The organism is Leuconostoc sp. S50 (assembly GCF_016624925.1).
GTDB classification, from domain to species: Bacteria; Bacillota; Bacilli; order Lactobacillales; family Lactobacillaceae; genus Leuconostoc; species Leuconostoc pseudomesenteroides.
Genome location: NZ_JACVUE010000005.1, coordinates 1 through 18,597 on the forward strand (window position 1 = coordinate 1; position 18,597 = coordinate 18,597).

The window sequence follows — 18,597 nt, forward strand, 5'->3', positions numbered from 1 at the left end:
TTGAGACAACTATATTATCTTATCACCTTTCGCTCGCCTTGTCAACTACTTTCTTCGTTGACTTTTTTCGCTCGCTTCGGTGCCGCTTAGACAACTATTAAAACTATACGCTCTTTTTTCCCTTTGTCAATACCTTTTTCTCGTTTTATTCAATTATTTTTCAATAAGCCTATTACTGCCTAAAAATAGCCAATTGACTAATTCGTTCAGCGGCTTCTACTAGGCGCTCCGCTTCAACTGTCAAGCCCACCCGGACGTAGCCTTCGCCACCATCCCCAAATCCAGATGCATCTGCAACAGCCACGTTAGCCTCTTCCAGTAATAGATCTGCAAACGAACTTGACGTATAACCCTCGGGTACTGGCATTAATACATAAAAAGCGCCTTTAGGTGCATAGGGTGTCCAACCAAATTTGGTCACGGCCGTAACAAATGCATCCCGTCGTTTCTCATATAAAGCAACTAAGTTCGAGACCGATTCTTGACGTGCTGTTTTATTTGCCAATGCTTCAATCGCTGCATCCTGTACCGCAGGAAAAAGTGATACAAATAAGTGGTCTTGAATCAGATTAAGCGCTTCAATCATCTCAGCATTACCAACCGCAAACCCAACACGCCAACCAGCCATATTAAAGGTTTTTGAAAAAGTATATGTCTCAATTCCCACTGATTTAGCGCCTTTTGTTTGTAAAAATGACAGTGGTTTTTGACCGTCAAATCCAATAGCGCCATAGGCAAAGTCTGATACAATACCAACTTGCTTTTCTTCAGCAAAAGCGACCGTATCATTATAAAACTTGGCAGTTGCAACCGCCCCTGTCGGATTGTTTGGATAGTTTAAATAAAGAAACTTCGCTTTTTCAGCTGTTTTGTCATCAATATCATGATAGTCAATCAAAAAATCATTCTCGCGCTTGAGCGTAACTGATTCATATTTAACCCGTCCCAACGCTGCCCCTGACAAATAATCTGGGTATCCTGGATTAGGTAGTAAGAGCAATTCTCCTGGATTCATTAACGCCCAAGGTAATTCAACTAAACCGATTTTTGATCCAGCTAAAATGGCCACTTCCGTGTATGGATCAATAGTTACACCATATTCATCCTGATAAAACTGGGCAATTGCTTCCTTGAAGCGCAATTCGCCACGAAAAAGCGAATACTTATGATCAGCTGGTTTTGCTGTTGCATTCTGCATCGCTTTGACAATATAATCCGGCGTGGGTTGATCTGGGTTACCTTGCCCCAAATTGATGACATCATGCCCAGCCGCAATTTTTGCGTTTACTTTTGCCACTAATGAAGCAAAAAATTGTTTTGGAAGTGTTTTTAATAAATCAGATTCTTCAAAATGCATTCTCTTTACCTCGCTTAACGGTATAAATCAGGACGGCGGTCGCTAAAAACCGGTATCTGCCCACGGATTGCTGTTTCATCAGCAATATCTATGTCAGCTGTGACTAACATATCATCAACATCCGTGCCTTGCGCTACAATGTTGCCCAATGGGTCAATTACTAGTGAACGCCCACCAAAAGTATTGTCTCGGTCACTACCGACACGATTTGCAGCAACAACAAACGCTTGATTTTCAATCGCACGTGCTTGTAATAAAATTTGCCACTGCGCAATACGTTGTATAGGCCATTCTGCTGACACATACAAAATTGCTTGTGGACCACTTGACATCATGGTCCGTACCCATTCTGGAAAACGAATATCGTAACAAATCACACCAGCTGACAAGACACCCGCCAGTTCGAATGTATTTGTTTGACGCCCTGCAGCAACATATTTTTCTTCATTCATTAAGCCAAATAAATGCGCCTTATCATAACGTGAGACTTGTTGCCCTAACTGATTAAAAACAAACATTGTGTTGAAAAATCGCCCATCACGCATTGTTGCAACCGAACCACCAACAATATTGAGTTGATATGTTTTGGCTAATCTGGCTAATAAATGACGGCTCCGTTCGCCGTCATTGTCAACTAGTTGCGGCAAATCAGTCAGTGCATAACCAGTGTTCCACATTTCAGGGTAAATTAAAATATCTGCCCCTGCTTCAGAAGCTTTCTGAGCGTATTTTGCCACGGTTTGTTCATTTACCTCAGGTTGTCCTAAAGCAATATTCATTTGTGCAATAGCAACTTTTAACGTCATAACAGCTCATTTCTCAGTGATAGGTAGATTAAGGAAACTTTGGATATTGATCAAAGTCTGGATCACGTTTCTCCTTAAATGAATCACGACCTTCTTTGGCTTCATCTGTGGTGTAGTACAACATTGTTGCATCCCCAGCAAATTGTTGCAATCCAGCTAAACCATCCGTATCTGCGTTCATAGCCGCTTTAATAAAGCGTAGTGCAGTTGGTGATTTTGTCAGCATTTCATCAGCCCATTCAATTGTCGCTGTTTCAACTTCTGCCAAAGGGACAACACGATTAATCCAGTTCATTTGATAGGCTTCTTGCGCAGAATAAAAATGGTTCAAAAACCATACTTCCTTTGCACGCTTATGGCCAATAACACGTGCCAAATAACCCGAACCATAGCCAGCATCAAATGAGCCGACCATCGGACCAGTTTGTCCAAATTTTGCATTGTCAGCGGCAATTGTAAGATCCGCAACTAACTGCAAAATATTACCACCACCAACAGACCACCCTTTGACCATAGCAATAATTGGTTTTGGAATAATTCGCATGAGACGTTGCAAATCAAGCACATTAAGACGTGGAATACCATCAGCCCCAACGTAACCACCATTGCCACGCACTTTTTGATTACCACCAGAAGAAAACGCCTGATCGCCAGCTCCTGTCAAAATTATAACGCCTATTTCAGCGTTGTCACGAGCTAATGTAAAGGCATCAATCATATCTGAAACCATGCCAGGTGTAAATGCATTGTGCGTTGACACATCATTCATTGTGATTTTGGCAATTTTACCAGGGTTCTTACCGTCTGTGTTTTTTTCAAACAAGATTTCGTCGTATGTTTTGATAGCTTTCCAAGTTGTCATTTGTTATACTCCATTCAGAAGGGAAATTAGTTATATGAATATTATAGAACTTTTAGGCCTAAAAACCACATTATTAGCTGCAGAAAAAACAATTGTCGAAGTTGACGTCACCGATAAGCTGATGCAACCCTTTGGCATTGTTCATGGCGGTATCAACGCCCTATTAGCCGAAACAGCCGCCTCATTAGGCGCTAATGAAGCTAATGACGACAGTCAGATACCTGTTGGTGTTGATATCCAAGTTGCGCATTTAAAGGCCGTCTCGCAAGGTCATTTAATTGCAACAGCCACGCCACTATCAGTTGGTCGTACGTTGCAAGTATGGGATGTTAAGATTCGTGAAAGTATCAAAAATGAGCTAACCAGTACTGCCACTGTAACGCTGATCAATAAATCCCGACCTGTTTAAAAAGTCAGTTGTATTTGACCTATGCTGGAAATCTTTCAGTCTAGGTCAAACACAACTGACTTTTTATTTAGTGAACCATTGCGCTAATTTATTGACTTTAGGTTGGCGAGCAGCAATTTCAGCCGCACGGGCCAGTTCTTCATCAGTCAATGTTTCATAAGGTAACATCTCTAAGCGCTCATATTTTGGTCGATTCACAACCAGACGGGCAATATAGTTTGGGGCAATTGGATTGCCTAACGCGCGTACACCGTCAATCGTTCGTGTAATGGCCCAACCAGTAATACCGGGATCAAGTTGCACATCATCAGTGATAATTGCCGTACTGCCTTTGATGATTTGCTGATAGTACAAGGCCGCATAGCTTGAAACGGGACCGTACCCGACAAATTCAATATTACGAGCGTGTACGTCGCGGCGTGCATTTTTAAAGGCAGCCATCAGGCTGTCTTGCCGATAAAAACCAGCTTGTAAATGGTCACTTGTGACAAATAAAACCCCTTGCTGTGTCACTTTAATTTTGTCTGTCATGTAATCAGTTACTGCCGCTTCCGGCTCTGAAAAAATAACACGCAATGTTTTACTGACAATTTTAGCTGGCTTTTGTAAATTTGTATACACACCGGGCGCAATTTCTTGATCGTTTTCACTTAAAACACCCGTCATTTTTTCTCTAAGCAAAAAATCATGAAAAACAAAGTTGCCTGTACCTGCAGATACCAGATCGACGGTATAAAAATGATACTGATCCGGTACTTCAATCGTCAACTGTTCCGCATTTTTACTAAATGTCTTAATGACCTGAAATTGTTCATCAAAAAAAGTGATACTTAGATAGGCAAACATGCGCTCACTCATGTCAATATGACGGATTACTTCATAAGTTTTTCCTTGCTGTAATCGTGGTAAATCCGCTATCGGTTTGTCATTTAAATCATGACGTTGTGACTGCCAACGAGCAATAATGTGGCCACTTGGCAAAAAATAGTGTTCATAGAACACCTCATTCAATGCTCGAAAATCAACTGTTGCCCCTTGTAGTGCCAGTAATTGTGTTTGCGGTTGCCAATAAATTTGATATTGCATTATTCGTCCTCCGCTAGCCGATTGTCTCGCAATTGCGTCAACTGTGTCATCATAAAGTCAACCATTTCATCAATCTTTTCATTATGATAACCCGCTTCAACCTGATGCGTTAATAAGGCATGATGTGTGTCAAGATAATCAAGTAATTCAGGTAAGCTGTCGCCATCATAATTATCTTGTGCCATCGTCAGTAACGCTACTGTTGTAGTTGACCAGTCCACAGTGCTAATATGTCGCCAAAGCTTCTGATTCAGAGCTTCAGTATCATTTGGTCGCACGTATCCTGTCAAGTGACGTCGAACATCTAATGTCCAGTCTTGATTGTATTGATGAGCAAATTCTGCATCCGCAGTTAATGTGCCTAAATTAATAATTGGTTTAGCTAACACCAATGCACCGGGTTGAATGTCCCCAGCATAATACATCGCTGGGTAACTGCCCATTGAATATCCTGTCAAAATGACATCTTGTGATGTTAAATTAAGTTCCGCCATCGCGCGTTTAATGATGTCAATCACTGTTTGTTCATAGGCTGGCGACCCAACATCAAATGCACCACCTTGCATACGAGCATCTGTAAACAGCAAATACGGAACACCTAATTGATTAAAAGCTGATGCCATCTCAAAACCATCGACATGTAATCGTGCCCCTGAAAAGTTGACCACTAATGGTTTAGGCAACGTCCCTGGATTGAAATAAGATAATACTTCCTCGTCTTCTGATGTTAATTGCCACTGACCACCAGGTAACAAATGCCCTAAACCATGACGAGAACGACGCTGGTGAACCACATGCAGTGTTAACTGCCCTTTGCCACTGCCTAAAACAATTATTTGATAGCTGTCATAATCAGCAGGCGCTTGAACCTGCGTCATTCGCCGCAAAGCATCTCCTTTAATCATGTCTTGCTTTAAAATGTCACCATCGCGATAAAAGATGAATAGCAGAGCTGCAGCGGCTGTCCCCGTTTGACGATAATCTAGCCAAATTTCGTTGGTTTGATTAGCAATGAAATCTGTTTTAAGTGTCTGTAATGTCCCGATTTGTTGCCATTCTGAGCCAAAATCACCGTCGAAGCGCGCCAAAAAACGACCCATACGACTAAAATGAATGCCACTTGGTACTGTTGGTAAAAACTGTGTTTCGCTAAAACGCGTTGCAAATCCTTGCTGCCCAAGATAAAGGTCGGTTAAAATACGCTTTGACACAGACTCTGGTGTTGTTTCACTAATCGCAAAAGCACGTCGTTCGTTTAATATTGTTTGAAATTCAGGGGCAATCTGGGTAGCAAAATAAATCACCCGAAATGCTGGCCACTCCTGAATCTGACTAGATAATAAAGAACTTTCTAACACATCATCGGTCAACACAACATAAGTTTGTTCAAGGATATAAGGGTCTTTTTGTGTCGCTAAAAAAGTAGGCAAATCAAAAATAGACGTGTAGTGCCAATCTAATGGTGCAGTAATTTCTGGCGTCCAATCAATGGCGCCAATTTGTAAAATAGATGTTGTCATATATGCCCCGTTACAATTTCAATTTATTAAAGATTTGTTGCCACTTTATCCAAAGCATTTCACTATTTGTCTCTTTAGCCAGTTCACGCGCTGCACGCTGTGTTTGATTAAACTTATCTTGATTATCCAAATACATGGGTAACACGTCTTTTAAATCAGTTATTGCTGCCAACTGTTGTCCGTTTTCTTGTGGCACTAAATAAGACGTTGCTACTAAATTAATTTGTGGGACTGAAAATGTTAATGCCAAAGACTGTAAAAATTGGTCCGGATGCTCATCAAGGTCTATTAGTACGCGTGTCTGCGCCATTAATTGTTGTCGCTTTATTTCATTTTGAGGCGCCAAAATTTGAAAACGTACTTTAAAGGCTGCTTGGCTATCATCGTCAATCAAACCATGTTCATTCTTAGCAGAGAGACTGGCGTGGTCTATCATAGCCTGAATTTCTGGATATAACATCGTTGATTCAAAAATAATTGTCGTACTAAAATCATTTGCTAATAGATCAATTAATTGCGTCACCACAACTTTTTGATCCGTTAGTGACATTGATTTAGTAGTCCAATAAATCTTTTTAATCGGATTCATCATATCATTTGAAGTTAATTCAACATGATTATCAGTGGAAAACGCAGGAATAATACTAATATCAACGTCATCTGACACTTGCTGCGATAAATATTCTCGATCGGCCGGTGTTTGAACAACATTGAAACCGGATTTATCATGTCCTCCATCTGCCATGGCTTCATGGTCATTAGCCGGCCAACTCATGACGACAGGTTGAAAAAATGACCACGATTGAATGATTTCACGATTTAACTCACCACTAGCCATAATCACATTGTCCAAATCTGGTATTGCGCTCAGATGTGATTTCAAAACAGCTTTAACTAGACTATTAATACTGTCAAATTGGGTTTGTGTCGTCCAATTTTGTTGTGTTGTCACTTGCCCTGTTAAACAGTCTTCTTGGATGGCAACTTGCCCACTGGGCGTCAAATAGTCTCGACGTACAAGATTATCTTGCTCAAATGTCAATACTTGTGACACAAAGCCACGATCATCCAAAATCAAACGTTGTATGAGATGGTCAGCTTCGTACAAATCAATATGGTCAAGCGCTGCATCCGTTTTTGGCGTCAAATAAACTGTCGCATAATGTTGCTGATTGACGGTCACTAATATTTGCCCTTGGAGTCTCACAAATAGAGCCCCACTGGGCCAATTTAAATCCGCTAATGCTAAAGGTAACTGTGCTTTCAAATCAATGTGTTGTAATTGATCAAATGCCGACCAGACATTGGCTAATTCTAATTGTGCATTGGCCAATAATAGTCGTAATTGTGGTAAATAATCAAGTACAACTAATTCAACTGTCTGTCCTTGCGACAAAAATAATTGTGCTTGATGTCGACTGTCATTAAATTGTGGAACGACCGCATTTGCCTGATGCCAGTCTGGAATAATATGAATTTTCAATCTTTTTACCTGCCCATCAGCATGTACTTCAGAACTGCGGTAACTCGTACCGCTACACTGCTTCCATTATATCAGGTTTCTAAAATGAACTTCATTGCGCCTTTTTAACAAATTATAAGCAATTATGACTGATATGACGTATTATTTTTTAGTGATTATTATTGATATTTTGTTCATTTTTAATTCATTTATTTTATTGTTATGATTATATATGTGCAATTTTATGAATAGAGGTATCGTTTTAATGGTTCAAGCACTCATTGCCTTACTATGCCAACCAACTTTTTCACCTTGCTACGTCATTGATATCTTACTCATTTTGATGCAGCTTATTTTACTTTCGAGTGAAGCAAGATTTTTATTAGTTTTTTTGCTCGTTTTTCTTATTAATTATCTTGTCATTGCATTTTTTCGTCATCGTCATTTACTATCCCAAAAGCAACGCGAAATATCAATCACACACGATTATACACAATCCCTAGAAAAAGCAAATGAGGATTTCCGGTACTTCAAGCACGACTATCAAAACGTATTAGCAAGTTTAGCCTTTGCTATTCAAAACGGTAATTTACAGGAAGTATCCTGTGCCTATGAAACGCTAGTGTCAAGTAGCTTAACGACACTACCAAATCAAAAATCTTTCAACATTCATTTAATTGGCGACTCAAATTTACGTAGTTTATTATTAGTTAAACATCTACTGGCTACTGATACTGGTGTTTCATTTTCAATAGATTTACTAACAAGTTGTGATACTCAAATCAGTCTAAACCTATATCGTTCAATTGCCATTTTACTTGATAATGCTATTGAAGCAGCTGAAGAAACACAAGATAAATTAGTACGCTTAACTTTGCAAACGCTCAATAACCAACACATCGTTCAAATTACCAACAGTATCGACCAACCATTTTCAACCAATCATCTCACCCGATCAGGGTTTTCCAGCAAAAAAGGTCACAGCGGCATTGGCTTGACGTTTGTGAAGCATTATGTGAACCATCAACCGGATGTTTCACTGCGCACGACGGTCAGCCACGACACTTTTACACAAACACTCACTTTTGGAGCGACTAATGAATTTTTACATCCTTGCAGACGACCCAATTGGACAGCAACGAATTCAGCATTATCTGCCAGCCAGTTTTATTACTGATTCACCAACAAAACTAATCACAGCTCTAGCAGCAGATCCCAATCCAAAAATTATTTTGCTTGATTTAGAAATTAAAGGTTTGCTGCATGCTGGTATTAATACGGCAAAAATGATTCGCCAAACCGATTGTATTTCTCCGATCATTGTTATTACGACTCATGATGAACTATCATTACAAATCTTTCAATCGCATATTAGTGCACTTGATTTTATCCAAAAAGCACAACCTGAAACACAATTTGGTAAAAAGTTGCAGCACTCTGTTCAAATGGCTTATCAACGATTAAATCAATTTGACCTTAAAATGCCGGTCTGGCTGGCAATTCACAACGGCGTACACACCGAAACCTTTGATTTGAATACAATTTCTCATGTTAGTAGTAACAACGGGCGTCACTATATCAATGTCCATCAATCAAATATCACGACCCAAATACGAAATACCATTAAACAAATCAGCCGTTACCACGATAAATTTCTTCAAGTGCACGCTTCTTTTTGTGTCAATCAGGACTCCATTCAACAATATCACCGAAAAGACAATGTCCTTTTGTTAACCACGGGTGATTTATTACCTGTTTCACGTCGTTTCAAGCATAATTTGTCGTATCTTCAACCATGATAAAAAAGAGTATCTCACTAATAGTGAGATACTCTTTTTAAATGTTATTCTACATCATCTTGTGCACGATCTAATAATTGTGAGACTTGGTCAATCTGTTGATTATCAAGTGGTGCATTGTCAGATGTTTCACGTGAAACATCTTCATCTACTACTTCTTCTTGCTGATCAACTTTTGCCAAAGTGGCAACTTGCGCCTCGTCTTCAAGTCTAATCAAACGGACACCAAGTGTTGCACGACCAGTTTGGCTAACTGAATCTACGCTGAACCGTATCATCACCCCTTGGGTAGTCGTCACCATAATGTCTTCTTGTCCATTGACAATTATCATACCGGCCAAAGGCCCATTTTTCTCTGTAATACTAGCCGTTTTGATACCTTTACCACCACGACCTTTAATGGGATACTCGCTAACAGGTGTTTGTTTACCATAACCTTTTTCAGTAATCACCAACACGTTATCATTATCGTGTAAGACATCAGAACCAATTACCCAGTCACCTTCACGCAAACGAATACCACGCACACCCGCAGCGGAACGACCCATGACGCGAACATCCGCCTCCGCAAAACTAACTGAATAGCCATTGTGCGTTGCAATAATAATATTTTGTGTTCCATCAGTAATTTCAACAGAAAGCACTTCATCATCATCATGTAACGTGACAGCTTTTAGACCATTAGTACGAATATTTGAAAATTCGCTCACTGCCGTACGCTTAACAACACCTAAGCGTGTAACAAAGAATAGATAATCTTTACTTTCACTGGCTTCGCCACGAACATTGACCACTGTTTGAATTTTTTCGTCACCTTCAAAATTCAAAAGATTCACAACGGGAATTCCTTTGGCTTGGCGCCCATACTCAGGGACTTCATATCCCTTCATACGATAGACCTTTCCTTTGTTGGTAAAGAACAACAGTGTATCATGCGTTGATGTGGCAACCATTTGTTCAACGAAATCTTCATCATGGACGTTCATGCCTTGCACGCCGCGACCACCACGATTTTGTGCTTTGAATTCAGCAGTTGGCACACGCTTGATATAACCACTGTTTGTCAATGTCACAATGACATCTTCTTCTTCAATGAGGTCCTCATCTTCAATGCTCATCACATCGCCGACTTGTAGTTCGGTACGTCGCGCATCACCGAATTTAGTCTGAATTTCTAATAACTCATCATAAATAATTTGATCCACGCGTTCTTCATGTGCCAAAATATCCTTCAAATCAGCAATTAGTGCAACAAGTTTTTGATATTCATCCTCAATTTTGTCGCGTTCCAAACCTGTCAGACGAACCAGACGCATATCCAAAATGGCCTGTGCCTGTTTGTCAGATAACGAATAATCAGCAATCAATCGTGTTTTCGCGATTTCAGAAGTAGCTGACGCACGGATAATACTGATAATAGCATCAATATGATCCAACGCAATGCGTAAACCTTCTAAAATATGAGCACGTGCTTGCGCTTTTTGCAAATCAAAGGCAGTACGGCGACGAATGACTTCACGCTGATGCGCTAAATAAGCAACAAGAATTTCTTTCAAACTCATTGTTTTTGGTGCGCCATGATCAATCGCTAACATATTGAAGCTAAAGCTAGTCTGCAATAAGGTTTGCTTGTACAAATTATTTAAAATAACGCTGGCTGAAGCATCGCGACGGACGTCAATAGAAATTCTCAGTCCTTCACGGTCTGATTCATCTCGAATTCCAGTGATGCCGTCAATTTTCTTCTCACGAGCGAGTTCAGAAATGCGCTCAATCAAACGTGCTTTATTGACTGCATAGGGCAATTCAGTCACGATAATTTGCTCTTTGCCGTTTTTTGTTGGTTCAATGTCAACTTTAGCACGAACAGTCACAGTACCGCGGCCTGTTTCATAGGCACGACGAATACCAGACTTTCCCATAACAATACCGCCTGTTGGAAAATCAGGCCCGGGCAATGCCTCCATCAAATCTGCAGTCGTCGCTTCAGGCTTTTTCATCAAAATATGAAGTGCCGAAATAACTTCCCCAAGATTATGAGTCGGAATATTGGTAGTCATACCGACCGCGATACCAGTAGCACCGTTAACCAATAAGTTAGGAAAACGCGCTGGCAAGACTTCAGGCTCCCGCTCTTCACCATCATAGTTGGGCACAAAGTTTACCGTATCTTTATTCAGATCCCGGACCATTTCCATGGCAACTTTACTTAATCGTGCTTCGGTATAACGCATAGCAGCAGCGCCATCGCCATCCACAGAGCCGAAGTTACCATGACCATCAATTAACATGTGTCGATATGAGAATGGTTGTGCCATACGAACCATTGATTCATAAATAGCTGAATCACCGTGCGGATGGTACTTACCCATGACATCACCGACGATACGCGCTGATTTTTTGTGTGGTTTATCTGGCGTGTTACCTTGTTCAATCATCGAATATAAAATACGACGGTGAACCGGCTTCATGCCATCACGAACATCTGGCAAGGCACGCGCCACGATAACTGACATGGCGTATGACAAGAATGATGTTTTCATTTGTTCTGACAAATTCGCATTTTTAATGCGACTATCATTTGATTCAGACATGCTGCTTAACTCCTTGTAAATATTTTGAATGATATTACATTACGTAAATCATCTGGATGGCAATTATTAAATATCCAAGTTCTCAACAAAGACAGCATTGTCTTCAATAAACTTACGACGTGGCGGTACATCCCCACCCATTAACATATCAATAACTGCTTCGGCTTCCTCAGCATCAGTTGGGTCAACTCGTAACAAACGACGGTTCTGCGGATCCATGGTTGTATCTGCTAGTTGATCATAATCCATTTCCCCTAGTCCCTTATAACGTTGAACTTTTGGTTTAATATTGGATGGTAATTGTGACAAATAGTCTTCAAGTTCTTCATCAGAATCAATGTACGTCATTGATTTATTATTGCCTAAGGCAACACCGTAAAGCGGTGGCTGCGCAATATAAATATAACCAGCGTCAACAAGCGGCCGCATATAACGATAAAATAGCGTTAACAATAGTGTTCGAATATGGGCGCCATCGACATCGGCATCTGTCATAATAATGACTTTGTGATAATTGGCTTTTTCAACATTAAAGTCATCACCAAATCCAGTTCCCATTGCTGTAAACAATGATCGAATTTCTTCGTTGGCTAACACTCGATCCAATGAGGCTTTCCCAACATTTAAAATTTTGCCTCGAATTGGCAAAATAGCTTGCGTCAAACGGTTACGTCCTTGCTTAGCCGAACCACCGGCTGAATCACCCTCAACAATAAATAATTCTGAAATTTCAGGGTCATTTGAGGTATTATCAGCTAGTTTACCTGGCAAATTACCAATTTCCAAACCAGATTGTTTGCGTGTCATTTCGCGTGCACGCTTGGCAGCCAATCGTGCTTTTTGGGCTAAGACACCTTTTTCAACAATTTGCTTGGCAACTGCTGGATTTTCCATCATGAAACGACTAAACGTTTCTGAAAACATCCGATCCGTTGCTTGACGTGCATCGGAGTTACCTAATTTAGTTTTGGTTTGTCCTTCAAATTGTGGATCTGGGTGCTTGATTGACACGATAGCAGTCATGCCTTCGCGCACATCTTCCCCTGTCAAACTTTCTGCATTATCTTTGAGCTGACCATTTTTACGAGCGTAATCATTGATTACACGTGTTAAGGCTGTTTTAAAGCCAGTTTCGTGCGTCCCACCTTCATAGGTATTGATATTGTTAGTAAACGTCCGCAGATTGTCTTTAATATCGGTAGTGTACTGTAAGGCAGCTTCCACTACAATGCCATTTTCCTCACCCTCAACGTAAACAGGTTCAGGGAAAATAGCAGTCTTGTCCTTATTCAAATAGCTGACGTATTCTTTAATTCCACCTTCAAAATGAAAGCTTTCAGAAACAGCTTCTTCAGGTCGATTATCTGTAATTGAAATACGCAAACCTTTATTCAAAAAGGCCAATTCGCGCACACGTGTTAGTAATGTGTTGTAGTTATAAACTGTTGTTTCACGGAAAATATCTGCATCTGGCTTAAAATGAACAATTGTGCCACGCTCAATAGTGGGCTTTTCAGTCAATTGCTTCATCGGCGTATTGACACGTCCCACTTTGAAATCCATGTAATAAACAGTATTATCACGAACAACTCTAACGTCCAAATCCGTTGACAAGGCATTGACAACAGAAGCTCCAACACCGTGTAATCCACCAGATACTTTATAACCGCCACCGCCAAATTTACCACCGGCGTGTAATACCGTAAAGACAGTTTCAAGAGCTGGCTTACCCGTTTTAGTTTGAATGTCGACAGGAATACCACGACCGTCATCGGTTACCGTGATTGAGTTATCCTTTTCGATTGTGACCGTAATATGTGACGCAAACCCTGCTAATGCCTCATCAATCCCGTTATCAACAATTTCCCATACCAAATGGTGCAAGCCTTGCGCTGTGGTCGTACCAATGTACATGCCAGGGCGTTTGCGGACAGCTTCCAATCCTTCCAAAACTTGAATCTGATCAGCATTGTAAGCGCCTGCTGCTGCATGAACGGTGCTTGCTTGACGGATTTCAGTATCATCGGTTACGATGCCATCAATGTTCTCCAATGCTTCATTTTCGATATTCTCTGCCATATTATTAGCGTGTGAACAGATATAATCTGCGAACACATTCTCCTTTTTAATTTTCCGTTTCTAAGGTGATTTCACCATGTTTCACGTGAAACACTTTAGGCGTGTGAATCAGTTGTCGTGCCACATCAGTTAACGATGGCGCCGTGATAAAAGTTTGCACTTTATCTTGGATCGCCAACAAAAGGTGGGTTTGCCGATTCGCATCAAGTTCACTGAGTACATCATCTAGCAATAACACGGGATATTCCCCTGTTTCTTGTTGCATTAAATCAATTTCAGCTAACTTGACTGCCAATGCCGTCGTTCGTTGTTGCCCCTGCGAGCCAAAGACAGCGACATCATTGTCATTGACAATAAATTGTAAATCATCGCGATGCGGTCCTAAGAGTGTTGACCCCATCATAATTTCACGAGCACGTTGTTTCAGTAGCGCCGCTTCAAAGGCTGCTGTAACGCCAGCCAAATCATCCTTTTCATCAAAATTAACTGAACTATTATAAACAAGATGCAACGTTTCTCTTTGATCTGATATTTCAGCATGAATTGGTTGCGCAGCTTGTTCTAATTTCTTTAAAAACGACTCACGTGCTAGTAAAATTTGCGCGCCAACATTGACAAGTTGCTCTGACAAAACATCTAAAAAGACGGTGTCCGCTGTTTGTTTCAGTTGCAAACGTTTTAAATAAGCATTTCGCTCTTTTAAAATACGCTTATACTGTGTCGTATTATACAGATAAAGCGGGTTCATCTGACCAAACTCCATGTCAATAAATCGACGACGAACACTCGGTGCGCCCTTTACTAACTCCAAATCTTCGGGTGCAAACAAAATCACATTGAGTTGTCCAATGTATTGTGAAAGCTTGCTTTGTTCTAAATGATTAACGCGCGCTTTTTTGCCTTTATTTGAAAAGTTTAATGAGAGTGGCGTGTCACTAATGGCGCGCTTCACGCGACCACTAATTGTTGCTTCCTTTTCAGACCACTGAATTAAGTCTTTGTCACTACTGGTTCGATGCGATCGTGCCAAAGCCAGAACATAGATACTTTCTAGTAAATTTGTTTTGCCTTGCGCATTTTCACCTAAAAACACATTGACCCCATCACTAAATTCAAGTGTCAAATCACCGTAATTACGATAGTTTTTAAGGGTTAGCGACTCGAGTTCCATGAAGATGGTCCCTTTGGATTATTGCGTTTTGGTCGACCAAATCCGCCTGAACGTGTTTGATTTTTTCGGCGCATATCTGCAAAGCGGGCTTCTTTACGTGCTTTGGCGGCAGCCGCTTTCTGCGCTTTGATACGATCATCTCGAATGGTTTTTTTAGCATTGACTGCGCGCGCTGCTTTTTGTGCGTCCGCCTCAGCGATTAGTTCGTCGACATTTTCAGCCAACTCAATAAGGTAACGCTCACCTTCAATCTCAATTTCATCATGATCGTAGAGCTTTTTACCACGTCGATTTTCTGGCTCGCCGTTAAGCAAAACCGGATGATCCATCAAATAGTATTTGGCTTGACCACCCGAAGAAATGATATTTTCTTCTTTTAGGAGTTGCGTCAACGTGATAAATTCAGTTGTTATATGTACGGTTGTTGTCAATGTGGCGCACGCTTTCTTCACAGTAGTTACATGTAGTATTATACCATTTTTTAAGGTCAAAGTCTCAAAAAAACGGTCTAAAATTGCATATAAGCGATTTTAGACCGTTTGTGTGTAAGTGGTTTATTCTGCTTTAAACGGTTAATTTTAAGTTTTTAAGGGTTGTCTGATTGGATGCGATTAAAATGTTCGAACTGGTGTAATCAGTTGCAGTTGTTTATTATCAGTTTCACCGGCAGGTGTCAAAGTGAAAGGACGCAAGTTACTTGTGAACTTAACATCAACACTTTTACCATTAAAGACACGTAACGCGTCACGGACATAATCAGGGTTAAACGAAATTTCTAAATCATCCCCATCAATTGTCTGTGCGCCCAACTCTTCTTTAACTTGCCCTACTTCTTGAGAATTGCCAGTCAAAACAGCCGCACCATTTTTCAGCGATAGTTGGACAACGTTGTTACGACTTTCGTGACTCAGCAAACTAGCACGATCAATAGCACCTAATAATGCGCTAGCTTCAATCGTAATGGCTGTTGTACTTTCTGTGGGAATCAAGCGGTCTGTTTCTGGATAATTACCCTCTAATAACCGGGTATAAAATGTTGTGTGCCCCAGATTAAATACAGCCTGATTTGCGGCTAATTTAATATCGACACGATCTTGACCTTCTAATAGTGATTGCAATTCATTAAACGCTTTAGCCGGAATAATCACATCGGCATCAACATCGGCATCCGTACCTGTTAATGTCACGATTCGTTGTGACAAACGGTGAGAGTCAGTTGTCACTGCTTTCACACTATTCCCAGTCAGTTGTAAATGAATACCTGTTAAAATTGGCCGACTTTCTTGTGTTGAAGCTGATATTTTTGTTTGGGAAATAATATCAACTAATTGCGCTGCTGAAACACTCAAACTTTGAACGTCTTCCATTTCAGGTAATTGTGGATAGTTTTGAACATCTTGACCATTAATTGTAAAGGCTGAAGCGCCTGAGGTAATAGCAGCCCGTAGGCCATCAATGGCTAATGTCATATTGTCAGCAGGTAATCGTTTAACGATATTTGTGAAAAAAGTTGCTGGCAATGTAATCCCACCGGGTTGCGTAATGACGAGTTGTGCACTTGTATCTGATTGTGGAATCGTTGTTTCAATTGAAATATCTGCATTAGATCCAGTAAGAATCAGTTCCTCATCATTTAAAACCAATTTGATATTTGTCAAAATAGGAATCGTTGTCCGTGATGAAATAGCACGTGACACATCATTTAAGGCTTTAATAAATGCTTGTCGATTAATTGTAAATTGCATAAATAGGCTCCTTTTTACTTAACACCAATATACCAGCAATATGTTCTTAATAAAGATAAAAGATCTAGTAGTAATAATAAGGGGTGTGGAAGTTGTGGAAAACTGGGATGTGAATAAAGACATGTAAGCAATTAGTTGTTCACAAACCTGTTGGAAAACTTGGTTATTTATTACCAGTTATTCACACAGACTCTCGCCTCTCCTATTGCCACTATATCACGATAAATGTGTTATTTGCCGTTTTTAATTTCGTCAGTTAGTGCATCAAGCATCTCTTTTGTGCGTGGATCACTTTCTGACTTTTCGGTAATTTTTGTGGTGGCATGTAGAACACTAGAATGATCGCGGCCACCAAACGCGCGACCAATATCTGGCAAACTTTCATTAGTCAATGTTCGCGTGAGATACATGGCAACGTGTCGGGCCGTGACCAAATCCTTCTTGCGACTTGAACTTTTGAGATCATCAATCGTTTGCATGTAGTAATCAGCTACCACTTGCTGTATTCTCTCAACTGTAATTTTGAATCCTTGATTAATGTTCAGGTCACCTAAGATTTGTTGTGCCGTTTCCTTTGTTGCTGGCTTGTTCATATAGCGTAGACTGGCTTCAAATTTATGAAACGCCCCTTCCAAACTTCGGACGTTGGAGTCAATCTTTTCAGCGATTAATTCCAAAACATCATTTGGAATTGTCAGGCCATCTGATTCAGACAAGTTTTGCAAAATGGCAACACGCGTTGGCAAATCAGGCTTTTGAATGTCCATCATAATACCCGCTTCAAATCGTGATGTTAATCGCGTTTGCAAATCGACTATTTCCGTTGGTAGCTTATCAGAAGTCATAACGATTTGTTTACCATTTTTGGTGAGGACATTGAAAGTATTGAAGAATTCTTCTTGAACCTTCTCTTTTCCTGACCAGAATTGAATATCATCGACTAATAATAAATCAACAGAACGATATTCTTGTTTAAAAGCGGCAGTTGCCCCATCACCAGCTCGCAAAGATTCGGTGAAATCATTCAAGAAATCTTCAGCAGTGGCATATTTGATGTGTGCTGACGGCGTGGAAGCGGCATAAGCGTTACCAATGGCTTGCATCAAGTGGGTTTTCCCTAGTCCAACACCACCGTAAATCAAATAAGGATTGTAGACTTGTCCTGGTTCATCAGCGACTGCACGCGCCACAGCGTAAGCATTTTCATTACCTGAACCAATGACGAATTTTTCAAATGTAAAGTCAGGATTTAAATCTGATTCCCGTGTAAACGGCAAGTTGTCAAGCGTTGGTGCAGCAGCTGTCATTTTTGGTTGGGCAATTTGAAGGTCTGGCTTGATAAAACCATCAGCAATGGTCATGGCAAATTGGACAAAATCCATTGAGTATTCGCGATCCCATTGATCGATGATATCTTGCGCCATGTCGCTTGGGACAGCTAGCGTCAGACTAGTATCTTCCAGTGTTACTGGTTTGAGTGGTTCTATATAGGTAGAAAAAGTCACACGACCGAGTTTTGTGAAAAATTCAGCTTGGACTTTGGACCACAGTTCTTCTTTTGTGATTGGTTTAGTCACGTATCTCTCTCCTAAAAGCGTTCAAGTCAAAAATGACGATCAGACACTGATTAGATTTAGCGTCGATCATGGATTGAACTGACTGTGTTTCTAAAAGTTTAGAAGCAGTAGCAAAGATAATTATAACAAT

The 18,597-nt window shown here is 40.5% G+C and carries 15 protein-coding genes; 3 read left to right on the forward strand and 12 right to left on the reverse strand.

The features are described from left to right. Positions 1-172 precede the first annotated feature (172 nt). The 3 genes from IAE53_RS05505 to menB are packed head-to-tail and all read right to left on the reverse strand — an operon-like array spanning position 173 to position 3,025. Entirely contained in the window at positions 173-1,357 is a 1,185-nt protein-coding gene (locus IAE53_RS05505; protein ID WP_188353340.1) for a pyridoxal phosphate-dependent aminotransferase, read from the reverse strand. Positions 1,358-1,371: 14 nt separating this feature from the next. Beyond that, positions 1,372-2,163, reverse strand: coding sequence for a carbon-nitrogen family hydrolase (locus tag IAE53_RS05510; RefSeq protein ID WP_148423979.1), 792 nt, complete (start codon positions 2,161-2,163; stop codon positions 1,372-1,374). Positions 2,164-2,191: 28 nt separating this feature from the next. Next, complete coding sequence (gene menB / locus IAE53_RS05515; protein ID WP_004910708.1) at positions 2,192-3,025, reverse strand: 1,4-dihydroxy-2-naphthoyl-CoA synthase; 834 nt, start codon at positions 3,023-3,025, stop codon at positions 2,192-2,194. Between the two features lie 34 nt (positions 3,026-3,059). Between menB and IAE53_RS05520 the strand changes: the two genes are divergently transcribed. Next, positions 3,060-3,434 (forward strand): PaaI family thioesterase, encoded by a 375-nt coding sequence (locus IAE53_RS05520; RefSeq protein WP_010275891.1) that lies wholly within the window; start codon positions 3,060-3,062, stop codon positions 3,432-3,434. 63 nt (positions 3,435-3,497) lie between these two features. Here the strand turns inward: IAE53_RS05520 and asp3 are convergent, their stop codons facing one another. The 3 genes from asp3 to asp1 are packed head-to-tail and all read right to left on the reverse strand — an operon-like array spanning position 3,498 to position 7,523. Continuing rightward, positions 3,498-4,520, reverse strand: coding sequence for an accessory Sec system protein Asp3 (asp3, locus tag IAE53_RS05525; RefSeq protein ID WP_010275895.1), 1,023 nt, complete (start codon positions 4,518-4,520; stop codon positions 3,498-3,500). Further along, on the reverse strand, positions 4,520-6,040 hold the full coding sequence (gene asp2 / locus IAE53_RS05530; protein ID WP_200136096.1) for an accessory Sec system protein Asp2: 1,521 nt from the start codon (positions 6,038-6,040) through the stop codon (positions 4,520-4,522). The genes asp3 and asp2 overlap by 1 nt, the downstream gene beginning before the upstream one ends. 10 nt (positions 6,041-6,050) lie before the next feature. Next, entirely contained in the window at positions 6,051-7,523 is a 1,473-nt protein-coding gene (gene asp1 / locus IAE53_RS05535) for an accessory Sec system protein Asp1 (RefSeq protein WP_188353339.1), read from the reverse strand. 223 nt (positions 7,524-7,746) lie between these two features. On the opposite strand from asp1, the gene IAE53_RS05540 reads away from it, so the two are divergent. Then, complete coding sequence (locus IAE53_RS05540) at positions 7,747-8,679, forward strand: sensor histidine kinase (RefSeq protein ID WP_233610684.1); 933 nt, start codon at positions 7,747-7,749, stop codon at positions 8,677-8,679. Then, complete coding sequence (locus tag IAE53_RS05545) at positions 8,600-9,301, forward strand: LytTR family DNA-binding domain-containing protein (RefSeq protein ID WP_200136095.1); 702 nt, start codon at positions 8,600-8,602, stop codon at positions 9,299-9,301. The genes IAE53_RS05540 and IAE53_RS05545 overlap by 80 nt, the downstream gene beginning before the upstream one ends. 44 nt (positions 9,302-9,345) lie before the next feature. Here IAE53_RS05545 and gyrA read toward each other — a convergent pair whose 3' ends face one another. The 6 genes from gyrA to dnaA all read right to left on the reverse strand — a co-directional run bounded on the left by gyrA (position 9,346) and on the right by dnaA (position 18,467). Next, positions 9,346-11,895 carry a DNA gyrase subunit A gene (gyrA, locus tag IAE53_RS05550; RefSeq protein WP_200136094.1) on the reverse strand — a complete coding sequence of 850 codons (2,550 nt, stop codon included), beginning with the start codon at positions 11,893-11,895 and terminating at the stop codon, positions 9,346-9,348. Between the two features lie 66 nt (positions 11,896-11,961). Then, entirely contained in the window at positions 11,962-13,974 is a 2,013-nt protein-coding gene (gene gyrB / locus IAE53_RS05555; protein ID WP_139968479.1) for a DNA topoisomerase (ATP-hydrolyzing) subunit B, read from the reverse strand. A 46-nt stretch (positions 13,975-14,020) separates the two neighbouring features. Next, complete coding sequence (recF, locus tag IAE53_RS05560; RefSeq protein WP_148423984.1) at positions 14,021-15,145, reverse strand: DNA replication/repair protein RecF; 1,125 nt, start codon at positions 15,143-15,145, stop codon at positions 14,021-14,023. Then, a complete protein-coding gene (yaaA, locus tag IAE53_RS05565; RefSeq protein ID WP_004910727.1) occupies positions 15,127-15,576 on the reverse strand; it encodes a S4 domain-containing protein YaaA in 450 nt (149 codons plus the stop codon). Before yaaA ends, recF begins: the two co-directional genes overlap by 19 nt. Positions 15,577-15,756: 180 nt before the next feature. Then, positions 15,757-16,890, reverse strand: a complete 1,134-nt coding sequence (dnaN, locus tag IAE53_RS05570) for a DNA polymerase III subunit beta (protein ID WP_148423985.1) — start codon at positions 16,888-16,890, stop codon at positions 15,757-15,759. Positions 16,891-17,120: 230 nt separating this feature from the next. Further along, positions 17,121-18,467, reverse strand: a complete 1,347-nt coding sequence (gene dnaA / locus IAE53_RS05575) for a chromosomal replication initiator protein DnaA (protein WP_148423986.1) — start codon at positions 18,465-18,467, stop codon at positions 17,121-17,123. Positions 18,468-18,597 lie beyond the last annotated feature (130 nt).

Coding starts and splice junctions, on each gene's coding strand:
- IAE53_RS05505 (WP_188353340.1), bottom strand. CDS start 1,357: ATGCATTTTGAAGAATCTGATTTATTAAAAACACTTCCAAAACAATTT.
- IAE53_RS05510 (WP_148423979.1), bottom strand. CDS start 2,163: ATGACGTTAAAAGTTGCTATTGCACAAATGAATATTGCTTTAGGACAA.
- menB (WP_004910708.1), bottom strand. CDS start 3,025: ATGACAACTTGGAAAGCTATCAAAACATACGACGAAATCTTGTTTGAA.
- IAE53_RS05520 (WP_010275891.1), top strand. CDS start 3,060: ATGAATATTATAGAACTTTTAGGCCTAAAAACCACATTATTAGCTGCA.
- asp3 (WP_010275895.1), bottom strand. CDS start 4,520: ATGCAATATCAAATTTATTGGCAACCGCAAACACAATTACTGGCACTA.
- asp2 (WP_200136096.1), bottom strand. CDS start 6,040: ATGACAACATCTATTTTACAAATTGGCGCCATTGATTGGACGCCAGAA.
- IAE53_RS05540 (WP_233610684.1), top strand. CDS start 7,747: ATGAATAGAGGTATCGTTTTAATGGTTCAAGCACTCATTGCCTTACTA.
- IAE53_RS05545 (WP_200136095.1), top strand. CDS start 8,600: ATGAATTTTTACATCCTTGCAGACGACCCAATTGGACAGCAACGAATT.
- gyrA (WP_200136094.1), bottom strand. CDS start 11,895: ATGTCTGAATCAAATGATAGTCGCATTAAAAATGCGAATTTGTCAGAA.
- gyrB (WP_139968479.1), bottom strand. CDS start 13,974: ATGGCAGAGAATATCGAAAATGAAGCATTGGAGAACATTGATGGCATC.
- recF (WP_148423984.1), bottom strand. CDS start 15,145: ATGGAACTCGAGTCGCTAACCCTTAAAAACTATCGTAATTACGGTGAT.
- dnaN (WP_148423985.1), bottom strand. CDS start 16,890: ATGCAATTTACAATTAATCGACAAGCATTTATTAAAGCCTTAAATGAT.